Origin of the sequence: Streptomyces sp. NPDC017529 (genome assembly GCF_044329785.1) — a bacterium.
Lineage (GTDB): Bacteria > Actinomycetota > Actinomycetes > Streptomycetales > Streptomycetaceae > Streptomyces.
Genome location: NZ_JBIRJY010000010.1, coordinates 204,906 through 211,900, shown reverse-complemented (window position 1 = coordinate 211,900; position 6,995 = coordinate 204,906). Strand labels below are relative to the sequence as shown.

6 protein-coding genes are annotated in these 6,995 nt (G+C 69.1%); 2 read left to right on the top strand and 4 right to left on the bottom strand.

Annotation, left to right across the window (positions count from 1 at the left end):
• Nucleotides 1–444: 444 nt before the first annotated feature.
• On the bottom strand, nucleotides 445–603 hold the full coding sequence (locus ACH4K4_RS25240) for a hypothetical protein (RefSeq protein WP_398170241.1): 159 nt from the start codon (nucleotides 601–603) through the stop codon (nucleotides 445–447).
• A 393-nt stretch (nucleotides 604–996) separates the two neighbouring features.
• On the opposite strand from ACH4K4_RS25240, the gene ACH4K4_RS25235 reads away from it, so the two are divergent.
• On the top strand, nucleotides 997–1,986 hold the full coding sequence (locus ACH4K4_RS25235; RefSeq protein ID WP_398170239.1) for a phospholipase: 990 nt from the start codon (nucleotides 997–999) through the stop codon (nucleotides 1,984–1,986).
• A 67-nt stretch (nucleotides 1,987–2,053) separates the two neighbouring features.
• Here the strand turns inward: ACH4K4_RS25235 and ACH4K4_RS25230 are convergent, their stop codons facing one another.
• The 3 genes from ACH4K4_RS25230 to ACH4K4_RS25220 all read right to left on the bottom strand — a co-directional run bounded on the left by ACH4K4_RS25230 (nucleotide 2,054) and on the right by ACH4K4_RS25220 (nucleotide 5,645).
• Nucleotides 2,054–2,923: a geranyl diphosphate 2-C-methyltransferase gene (locus tag ACH4K4_RS25230; RefSeq protein ID WP_398170237.1), complete on the bottom strand. Its 870-nt coding sequence runs from the start codon at nucleotides 2,921–2,923 to the stop codon at nucleotides 2,054–2,056.
• A gap of 14 nt (nucleotides 2,924–2,937) precedes the next feature.
• On the bottom strand, nucleotides 2,938–4,038 hold the full coding sequence (locus ACH4K4_RS25225; RefSeq protein WP_398170336.1) for a family 2 encapsulin nanocompartment cargo protein terpene cyclase: 1,101 nt from the start codon (nucleotides 4,036–4,038) through the stop codon (nucleotides 2,938–2,940).
• A gap of 182 nt (nucleotides 4,039–4,220) precedes the next feature.
• On the bottom strand, nucleotides 4,221–5,645 hold the full coding sequence (locus ACH4K4_RS25220) for a family 2B encapsulin nanocompartment shell protein (protein WP_398170235.1): 1,425 nt from the start codon (nucleotides 5,643–5,645) through the stop codon (nucleotides 4,221–4,223).
• Nucleotides 5,646–5,993: 348 nt separating this feature from the next.
• Between ACH4K4_RS25220 and ACH4K4_RS25215 the strand changes: the two genes are divergently transcribed.
• Nucleotides 5,994–6,647, top strand: a complete 654-nt coding sequence (locus ACH4K4_RS25215) for a response regulator transcription factor (RefSeq protein WP_398170234.1) — start codon at nucleotides 5,994–5,996, stop codon at nucleotides 6,645–6,647.
• Nucleotides 6,648–6,995: the final 348 nt, after the last annotated feature.

Genomic DNA, 6,995 nt, shown 5'->3' with positions numbered 1-6,995 from the left:
TACCCATCCCATCTTTCGGGTGCCCGCCGAGCGGCGGAACAGGTGGAAGCTGTTGTCGTGTCGTGTGGTGGGAGGGTTGTGAGGGATGGCGCCTGCCCGTCCCGGCTCAACGAGGCCCGGAAGCACGCGCCTTGGGGGTCGATTTCGGGTCGGAGGGGCACAAGGTGCCCGACGCGGAGGACGATACAGAGGTTCAACATTCGAACACCACGTGCCTCACGTCACGTTTAGTGCCCCTGCCACTGTGTTGCGGGTTGCCCTGGCTGGTCAGAGTGACAGACGTGAAACCAGGTTCGCGGTTACCCGCAGTACAGGCCCGACCACCATGACGAGAACCGACCGCCTGTCTCATACGGTTTGAGACATCGCCGAGCGGCAGAGCCGCGCGAAGGCACCGCCCGCCCACCGTCTCCCTCACTCACCGTGACAAAGACCCGGCGTCCGTCAACGCACCCAGATCTCGTAAAAAGAGCCGCCCTTGTCCACGCAGTCGACCTCGCTGTACCTGCCGGTGTCGACGTAATCCTGGCGCGCTTCGCTTTCGCAGGCCTGCTCCGAGGAATACCGCCCGCCGCCGGCGACACGGGTACGCCATGACTTCATAGGTAACTCCTTGCTCGTTCTTGAGTCGTGAGCGGGTTTCGCTCGGAAAGGCAATTTCCTGCCGACGCCGACGCTACGTCCGGGCGCGGCCGTCCCGCACCGTTCCGACGTGATCTACGTAGCGCGTTACGCAATTCCCACGTACAGAGGTCCCTTCGGTCCGGCCTGCGGCTCGTGGCCGGCGAGCGCGAGCGCAGGTACGCGCCGATCCTCGGTCGTGCACATGGCTGCTTGACGACGAAAGTAGACCGAGAACGCGTCACGAAATCGGCGCCCGGCGCGATACTTTCGCGATCGGCAGGCGACTTGTTGTCGTCATGTTTTGCGAAAGAGGAGCGCCGCGCGCTGCCCTCGACGGCGGCCGCGCCCATCGAATAAGAAGGAGCACCTTTCTTGACCACTCACCTTCGCCGTGGCATCCGCCCGCGGATGCTGCCGGCGCTGATAACGGCGCTGTGTGGCTTCATCGGTGCCACCGCGCTCGGAACGGCCCCGGCGGCAGCCGCCGACCAGCGTCACGCGATCTACGCCATCGCGCACCGGGTCGACACCCTGGACGGCGTGGACGCCGCGCTCAACCACGGTGCCAACGCCATCGAGATCGACGTCTGCGCCTGGTGGAACCCGAACGAATGGCGCGCTTGGCACGACTGCTCCTCGGCCGGTGAGAACCGGCTGGGCCCCAGCTTCGACAGCATGATCGACCGCATTCTCGCCAACGCCAACGCGGGGCGCCGGCTGTCGCTGGTCTGGCTGGACATCAAGGACCCGAACTACTGCGGGGAGGCGCAGAACCGTACGTGCAGCGTCGCCGGGCTGCGCGACAAGGCGCAGCGGCTGACGGCTGCCGGAATCCAGGTGCTCTACGGGTTCTTCGAGTACCACGGCGGCGACACGCCGGACGTCGGCGGCCGGGGCTGGAAGAGCCTGGAAGGCAAGCTCGGCAAGCTGGAGGGCATCACCACGACCGGCAGCCGCGACAAGGTCCGCAACGCCTTCAACCAGTCCGGTTCCGGGTTCCCGAACGGCCGCCGGGTGATGGACTACGGCGACAACAACATCACCAACGGGTTCGGCAACTGCACGGAAGCCACCTGGAACACGTGCGCGGAACTGAAGAAGGGCGCCGCGGACCGCGCCGCCGGCCAGCTCGCGGCCACGCTGTCCTGGACGACCACCTACAACGACCCGTGGTACGTCGACAAACTGCTGGGCGACGCGCGGGTGGACGGCATCATCGCGGGCTACGCCAACTTCACCGGGGAGCACGAGTACGACAACGGCTGGCAGTGCGCCAACGCCATCAACCTCATCCGCGACTGGGTGAACCGCCACAGCTCCACCCACCGCATGGCCAACAGCGGTGACCGCCTGTTCACGTAGTCGGCGGCCTCGGTGTCCTGCGGACACTCTTGTCGGCCCCCGATTGCCGTTGTCGGGGGCCCGACGGTCAGATCCGGTCGGCGGCGATCAGCAGGTACTGGAAGCTGCCGTTCTTGTACGCGGTCAGGAACGTGTCCTCGATGCCCGTGGCCAGGGAGGACTTGGCGCGCAGTTCCCAGTACGGGATGGTCGCCGCGGTGAGGTCCACCACGCCGGCCGGCACGAGCCGGTTGTTCGCCATCTCCTTGAAATAGGCGGAGCGGGGGTGGATGTCGCAGATGTAGTGGGCGTTGATCATCGAGACCTCGCGGGAGGGCAGCCCGTAGGTGTCGTTGTAGCAGCCCGTGATGGTGACGTACCGGCCGCCGCGGGTGAGGAGGCGGGCGTACTCGGCGAACAGAGTCGACAGATCGACGTACATCGTGGACTCGTTGTTCCAGATGGCGCGGAACGAGCCCGCCTCGAAGCCGGTGTCGAGCATGTTCTTGAGGTGGAAGCGCACCTTGCCGTCGACACCGTGCTTCTTGGCCTGCGCGGCGGCGAAGGCCACCTGGGTCTCGGAGATGGAGATCCCGTCGACGTGGCAGTCGAACCGCTTGTTGGCGACCAGGCTGCCGCCGCCTCGGCCGCAGCCGGAGTCCAGGAGCCGGTCGTCGGGGGTGACGGTGCCGAGGCGGTCGGCGAGGAAGTCGGCCTGGGCGCACTCCAGGCGGTGCAGTTCGGCGATGGTGCGCTCGTCGCGGGTGTCCTCGGGCCCCTGGAGGACGGACCAGTCGACGTTGCCGATGCCGTAGTGGTGATGGTAAAAGCCGTCGACTTCTCCCAGACGGAGGTTGACGGCGTTCCTCTCGTGGTTCCAGTAGTCGGCCACCGACTTCTGGTAGGGGCTGATGGCCGGGGCGGATGCCGCGCTGCCGCGGTGCGCTGTGGTGGTCATGCGGTTGCCTTCTCTCACCAGTAGTTCGGCAGGGAGTAGCGGTAGGTGTTGGTGTGGTGCCATTCGTGGTTGCCGGCGACCCAGGCGGCGAGTCCGGTGGTGTAGCGGGCCAGGGCCGGGCCGGCGGCAGCCAGGGCCGCGGACTCGTCCTCGAAGGCGTGCATGATCTCGTTGTGGATGTCGACGGCCTTCAGGTATGCCTCCTTGAGGCCGCGGCGGTCCTCGGCGGCGATCACCACCGGGAGGTTCAGGTGGTGCTCGTCGATGGCCATCTCTTTGGTGAAGGAGTACAGGTCGTTGACGAGCGTGGTGGCGTTGCAGGCGAGCGCGGTGACGCGTTGGACTTCCGGGCGGGAGTAGAGCGGCTCGGGCAGTTCGTAGCCGTCCACCGCGTCCACGATGGACAGGCAGGGGCGGAAGTTGTTGAACTGCCGCATCACCAGGTACTGCCACACCGGCGGGGTGGTGTGGGTCTGCGCCCAGGCGCCCTCGGCGAGGTATCCCAGGTGCAGGCGCGCCACGTCGTGGACGAACCGGGTGACCTGACTGGGAGTGGCGATCTCCCGGTAGGCCTGGACCGCGTCGGCGTAGGAGCGCAGCGGGGCGTCCGCGCCCAGCCCCTCGTTCCACTGCCGCTGGTAGGCGTCCGCGGTGTGCAGGGGGTCCAGGGCGCTCTGCGCGATGACGAGCCGGCCGCCCAAGCCGATGGGGGACCCGCCGTAATCCTCGCAGTAACAGTCGTCGACGACGTTCTCCGCGACCAGCAGTTTGCCCGCGACGACGAGGCGCTCCAGGTCGGCTGCCGCCGGGTGTTGCAGGACGACCGCGCGGCCGACCTGGAATCCGGCGAAGTCCCCGGCCCATTCGGGTGGGAACAGGCAGAGGTCACGGGCCCAGGCTTCGAGTCTCCGGTCCACCTCGGCGACCTTGGCCGGGTCGGCCGGCACGGCGGGCGGGCAGTACAGACCCGGAATCGGGTCACCGGCGCGGGGCCCGGCCGCGGGGGCGGTAGCGGGAGCGGGAGCGGACCTGCCGTGGTCCGGGGGCGGCGGAAGGAGGGCCCTGGCCGCCGAAGTGCCCAAGCCGGTGGGGCCGCCGGGAAGCCACGCCGCCATCCGCTTCGCCAGGGGTACGGGAGGCTCGGGCGGCGGGGCGACCGGGTCCCCTTCCCCGGGACCTGCCGGGTCGGGAAGCGGGACGCCCGCCTGGTCTGCCGCCTCATGGCAGACGGGAGCGGCGAACAGCCGGGGTGGCAACGACACCGTCTCAGCCCTCCTTCACTCGCCGGACCGGCCGCTCAGTCACGCGGTCGTACCTCGACGTTTTCGAGAATGCCGATCGCGTCCGGGACGAGGACCGCGGCGGAGTAGTAGGTGCTGACGAGGTAGGAGATGATCGCCTTCTCGTCGATTCCCATGAACCGGACGTTGAGTCCGGGCTCGACCTCGTCGGGCAGGCCGGTCTGGTAGAGCCCGACGACGCCTTGGTCGTCCTCGCCGGTGCGCATGGCGATGATCGACGAGGTCTGGTGTTCCGTGACCGGGATCTTGCCGCAGGGCAGGATCGGCACGCCGCGCCAGGCGGGGATGTGGTGGCCGTCGACGTCGGCGCTGCTGATGGCGAGGCCGCGCTTGTTGCACTCCTTGCCGAAGGCGGCGATGGCGCGCGGGTGGGCGAAGATGTACTTGGTCCCACGGCGCATGCTCAGCAGGTCGTCGAGGTCGTCCGGGGTGGGCGGGCCGGAGTGGGCCGGGATGCGCTGGTCGAAGTCGGTGTTGTGGAGCAGCCCGAATTCGCGGTTGTTGACCAGTTCCTTCTCCTGGCGCTCGCGCAGCGCCTCGATGGTGAGCCGCAGCTGCTGTTGCGTCTGGTTCATCGGCTGGTTGTAGAGGTCGGCGATCCGGCTGTGTACCTTCAGCACCGTCTGCGCGACGCTCAACTCGTACTCGCGGGGCGAGAGTTCGTAATCCACGAACGTGGTCGGCAGCGTCGGCTCACCCTGGTGGCTGGACAGGAACTCGATCGCGGCCTCGCCGGACTTGTTCGTCGGCTTCTGCGCGTCGCCACTGCGCTTGCTGACGTGCGACCGCAACGCCTCGTGCTGGCCGGCAACCGTCTTGTACGCACTGTGCGGCAGCGTCAGCACCGTCACCGCGGTCGCCGCGCGGGCCGTGAACTGCCACTCGCCGTCCGCCCCCGCCAGCGCGTTGCCGCCGAAACTGTCGCCGTCCGACAGCCGGCCCACGATGGCCTCGCCCTCGTACTTGGCGGGCCTGACCTTGTCCACCCTGCCATGCACGATCAGGAAGACGTGGTCGGCCTTCCGGCCCTGCTGCACGATGAGCTGACCGGGCTCGAACTCCTTCTGGACGAACTTGTCGGCCAGCGCGCCCAACGCGGTGTGGTCGTCGAACCCCCGCAGCAACGGCAGCTCGGCCAGCTCCTCCGGGACGACGCGGACCTTGGCCCCGCTCTTCTCGAACGTCACCTTTCCGTCCCCGACGGTGAACGACAGGCGCCGGTTCACCCGGTAGGAACCGCCGGGGACGTTGACCCACGGCAGCTTCCGCAGCAGCCACCGCGAGCTGATCCCCTGCATCTGGGGTTCGGACTTGGTGGTGGTCGCGAGGTTCCGCGCCGCCGCCGTGTTGAGGCTGAGCTGCTGCTCCTGCGCTTCTTCCTGCGGCCCCGCAGTTGCTGATGGGCTCGTCTCGACAGTCATCGACTACCTCTCCCGGTCCATGAGATAACCCGCCTGGCGCCGGCAGGGCAGACGTCACCGAGAGCCAGGCGCGGTCGCTTTCCGCATGCATTGGTAACGCATCGTGACGGGCGGATGCGGCAGGCGCGCCCACCCGGCCGGCACGTACCGCGCACCCCGCGTTCGCAAGGACGGCCCGCGGGCGACCACTTCTCCCCGCTCGGCACCGACGCGCACACGACCGCCCAAGCCGTTCGGTGGGGTGCGTCCGATTACGTAGCGTCCCGGCTACGTAGTTCTTGCCGACGCCGCGTTCCCCGTCCCGGCGGCATGCTTGGGGTCGCAGTCAACGTAGAAGAGGGGAAGCGCTTGCTCAGCTCGCAACCGGCCGCCTCGGCTTCCGTACTCACCGCGCGCCGGGTGCGGGTGGTCGTCACGGCGCCCGATCCGATCAGCCGGGAAGGGGTCGTCAGTCAGCTGCGCCGCCATCCGGAGGTCGATCTCTGCGAGGACGATTCCGCCACCGTGGCCGTGCTCGTCGAGGACGTACTCGACGAGGCCGCCCTCGCCCGGCTGCGGCGGGTCGTGCGCAGCGAGGGGGCGCGGGTGGTGCTCGTCGTGGGGACCATCAGGGAGAACGAACTGCTGGACGTCATGGAGTGCGGCGCGGGGGCCATCGTCTGGCGCCGCGAGGCCACCGCGCACCGGCTGGTGCAGGCGGTGCTGACCGCGGCCGACGGCGGCGGCGACCTGCCCGCGGACCTGCTGGGCCGGCTCATCAGCCAGGTGGGGCGGCTGCACCGGGGCAGTGCCGACCATCCGGGGGCCTTCCTGGGCCTCACCTCACGCGAGGTGGACGTGGTGCGGCTGGTGGCCGAGGGGCTCGACACCTCGGAGATCGCCGCCAAGCTGTCGTACTCCGAACGCACCGTCAAGAATGTCATGCACGGTCTCACCACGCGCCTGCGCCTGCGCAACCGCTCGCACGCGGTGGCGTACGCGCTCCGTGAGGGCTACATCTGACCGGACGGACGGCGGGGCACGGCCCCTTGAGGCACGAGCGCTGCCCCGCCGCCGTCCCCGACGCGCCTGCGCTCGGGGCGGTTCGGGGGCCACGATCGGCGGCAGGGCGGAGTGGAAAGGACTCCCACGGCAGGTACGCCAACATGGAGAGCGCCTACCTGCTGCAACGCCGCCGACAAGCAGGTGGCCATCGCCGAGATCGAGCTGTTCGGCCGGTCCGGCGGGGACCGGCCCTGAGCGGTGACGAGCCGCGCGCCGCGCCCCCGGGGGCGGCGCGCGGGGGGGCCCGGGGCGCGGGCCGGCGGGGGGGCCGACCCCGCGCCCCGGGGGGGCAACACGCAACACCCC

Coding starts and splice junctions, on each gene's coding strand:
- ACH4K4_RS25240 (WP_398170241.1), bottom strand. CDS start 603: ATGAAGTCATGGCGTACCCGTGTCGCCGGCGGCGGGCGGTATTCCTCG.
- ACH4K4_RS25230 (WP_398170237.1), bottom strand. CDS start 2,923: ATGACCACCACAGCGCACCGCGGCAGCGCGGCATCCGCCCCGGCCATC.
- ACH4K4_RS25225 (WP_398170336.1), bottom strand. CDS start 4,038: ATGGCGGCGTGGCTTCCCGGCGGCCCCACCGGCTTGGGCACTTCGGCG.
- ACH4K4_RS25220 (WP_398170235.1), bottom strand. CDS start 5,645: ATGACTGTCGAGACGAGCCCATCAGCAACTGCGGGGCCGCAGGAAGAA.